The sequence below is a fragment of the Micromonospora sp. ABR4_055 genome (assembly GCF_056160425.1).
The window spans coordinates 1-2,552 of sequence record NZ_JBSWXD010000293.1 but is presented as its reverse complement, the minus strand read 5'-3'; the positions used below and the strand labels follow the sequence as shown (position 1 = coordinate 2,552).

The window sequence follows — 2,552 nt, the reverse complement described above, 5'->3', positions numbered from 1 at the left end:
ACGTCCGCAACCTCGTCGGCGCACTCGGCCCCTACCGACGCACCCCCTCCGTCCGCCGATTCTGCAACGACGCCAAAGACCTCATCGCCACGTGAGTAGGCCAGCAGCCATCAGACGAGGGAGCGAGCATGGAACGTAACACCTGGCGCACGTCGAGCCGGTCCGGCAGCAACGGCCAGTGCGTCGAGGTCCGCGACCGGGGCACCCAGATCGACGTACGCGACTCCAAAGCCCCCGCCGCCGGGACGCTGACCTTCGACCCCGCCGCCTGGACCACCTTCACCACCACCCTCAAGTCCGACGGCACCCGCCCGTAACCCCTGGCTCCCCCTGCTCGTGGCGACTCTCCACACGGGCCGCCGCGAGCGCACCAACTGCGTCAGTCACGGCCGATGATGGTTGCCGAGTCGGCAGGCAGCATGCGCCGACGGATCTACCTGACCCTGCTCGTCTCCGCACCGATGTCGCCTGCACACGAGTGGATCATCGCCCAGCAGTCGGCCGATGTTGCGTCGGCGACCGGCAGGCAGGTCGCTCATCCCGGCCTTACCTGACGCACCGCAACCATGATCAACCGCCTACGCTTCACCCCTGGCAACCGAGCCATCACTCACGATGCTTGGTGCCGCACTCAACAATTACCAGACACCCCAGGAATCTGTAGGCTTGAGGTCACTACCGGGTGTAGTCCATTTGTCTTACATCGACTTAGATATTTCACCGATCTTTTCCCGTAGAACTGAATTCTCCTTCAAGGTTTCAGGAATCGCGATGGATCCGCGCTCCGCGATGACCAGAGAGGTCAAAAGGAGACCTTCAATCAGTTCCTTGCGAACGGGGTGCCGGCTGGCCCAGTAAAACTCCGAGAGGGAGCCGATGAATCGAGAAAACGCTATCGAGTCGACCTCGCAAGTGTCGTTCTCGGCAGGCTTTAGTCCACTGTCGACACCTAGCATCGATGCCACCTTTTCCGTCAAGGCAACATAGAGCAGCCCAGTCTGCAGAGCAGGATCCCAGACATCGTCACCTGAGATTGTAAAGTAGTAGCTCACTCGGCGATCTCCAACCGCAAATCTAGCCCCGGATGCTCTTGGCGCAATCGAGCGAAGCGCTCCTGCAGGGCGGATCGAAATCTGGGGTCAACGCCAGGCCTCGTAAATCTAAATCCTATGCCTCGCGCTCGGCGTCGAGCCCTCACCGAAACAGGTCGAAGGCACCCGAGCGAAGCTCAAACGCATGGCCAACCGCCAGGTCCTCACCGAAGACAAACCCGGAGTATTCACTCTCGCCCAGAAAAGGACGTAATCTTCCGAACTGCCCTCTGAAGACCACCTTCAAAGCGCCCCGCAACGTCAGCCTCAACCCCTGGCGCATCAGTCAAATCGTCGCGGCCGGCCTCGTCGTCCTCCACATCGAACACGACCGGACCAACTGACACAGTCCGCGATCAGAAGCTCGCTCGGACAGAATCATTGAGGTCAGTGGCTCCGAGACCCGGGTGCATCCCGTCGTCACCCACGAGCGGACGGATGCTCGTTCGCGATTGCCACCCAGGCTATCAGAACCCACTTTTCATGATCCATGAGCAGTACATGAGTTATTGAATCGTTCCTCAAGGACCCAATTGCCACCCACCCGACCGCCCCCTGCAAGGTATCCAAAAATCCCTCGAACCCATACAGTTTCTTACCTTGCTCGACAGCGATTTCACCCCTGGTGCGATAAGTGTTAACAACATGAGATGCGCGGACTATCGCGAATCGAATCCGCTGCCCGATCAGGGGGGCGACCTCGACCTGCATTCCGGACAATCCTGCCATCTCACGAAGGGCATCAGCCAACACTTCATCGACTACGCGCTCCTCATCCATGGATTGCACCCCCGACTTCTTAACGTACGTGATAGTGCTTCTGAACCTTCACGACACCCTGAATAAGCACTTCACTCTCCCCCCAATTATCCATCCCCATAAATGCCATATCAATGATGGGACCCGTTGTTCCGCGGCGCACCATCAAAACAACACCCCTACCCGAAAGGTTCCTCGCATGCCTCTCGGCCGTTGTCCTACTGGAGGTCCATGAGGTGTAGATACTTTCCGTATTGTTGTCGTTGTGAAGAACTGGGTCACTGTGACCACCCATCGGCGTCACCGTGCCACCGTGCTGCGCATTGTATGAACGATGGTTTTCGTCTACCCCGCGGAAGAACCACTCGCTTTCGTCTTCTGGAGGACCCTCGTCGCCGCAATTGTGCGTGAGGACCGGCGTATCACCGGCGAGTACATGGTACGTGTGGACGTGGCTGATGGTGAGGTTGTGGACGGTGGCGTGTGGGACGGTCCTGCGGTGGATTGCGGTGATCTGTATCCAGGTGCCGGTGCTGGTGTGGAGCCATTGGCCGGGTTGGAGGTGGGTGGCGTCGATCCACTGGTCGAGTTCGGGGACCCAGAAGGGGTGGCCGTCGGTGGCGGTGATCTGGGCGACACCGGGGTCGCTGTGGCCGTTGGTGGTGTCTGGGTCTCTGCCCTCGTCGCCGTGTTGGCCGTCGG

Annotated in this window: 5 protein-coding genes; 2 read left to right on the top strand and 3 right to left on the bottom strand. The window is 59.6% G+C overall.

Annotation, left to right across the window (positions count from 1 at the left end):
* Positions 1-128: 128 nt before the first annotated feature.
* Positions 129-317, top strand: a complete 189-nt coding sequence (locus tag ACXAHD_RS31905) for a DUF397 domain-containing protein (RefSeq protein WP_281551651.1) — start codon at positions 129-131, stop codon at positions 315-317.
* 75 nt (positions 318-392) lie between these two features.
* Entirely contained in the window at positions 393-554 is a 162-nt protein-coding gene (locus tag ACXAHD_RS31900; RefSeq protein WP_475055133.1) for a hypothetical protein, read from the top strand.
* A 144-nt stretch (positions 555-698) separates the two neighbouring features.
* Here ACXAHD_RS31900 and ACXAHD_RS31895 read toward each other — a convergent pair whose 3' ends face one another.
* The 3 genes from ACXAHD_RS31895 to ACXAHD_RS31885 form a co-directional block, all read right to left on the bottom strand.
* Complete coding sequence (locus ACXAHD_RS31895) at positions 699-1,052, bottom strand: DUF6086 family protein (protein WP_281551650.1); 354 nt, start codon at positions 1,050-1,052, stop codon at positions 699-701.
* A 459-nt stretch (positions 1,053-1,511) separates the two neighbouring features.
* Positions 1,512-1,871: a hypothetical protein gene (locus ACXAHD_RS31890; protein ID WP_281551649.1), complete on the bottom strand. Its 360-nt coding sequence runs from the start codon at positions 1,869-1,871 to the stop codon at positions 1,512-1,514.
* A gap of 19 nt (positions 1,872-1,890) precedes the next feature.
* Positions 1,891-2,552 (bottom strand): polymorphic toxin-type HINT domain-containing protein (locus ACXAHD_RS31885; RefSeq protein WP_475055131.1); only part of this gene is annotated, 662 nt, incomplete at its 5' end.

Bases quoted from the DNA above. Each gene is read 5' to 3' on its own strand.
- ACXAHD_RS31905 (WP_281551651.1), top strand. From the start codon at position 129: ATGGAACGTAACACCTGGCGCACGTCGAGCCGGTCCGGCAGCAACGGC.
- ACXAHD_RS31890 (WP_281551649.1), bottom strand. From the start codon at position 1,871: ATGGATGAGGAGCGCGTAGTCGATGAAGTGTTGGCTGATGCCCTTCGT.
- ACXAHD_RS31900 (WP_475055133.1), top strand. From the start codon at position 393: ATGATGGTTGCCGAGTCGGCAGGCAGCATGCGCCGACGGATCTACCTG.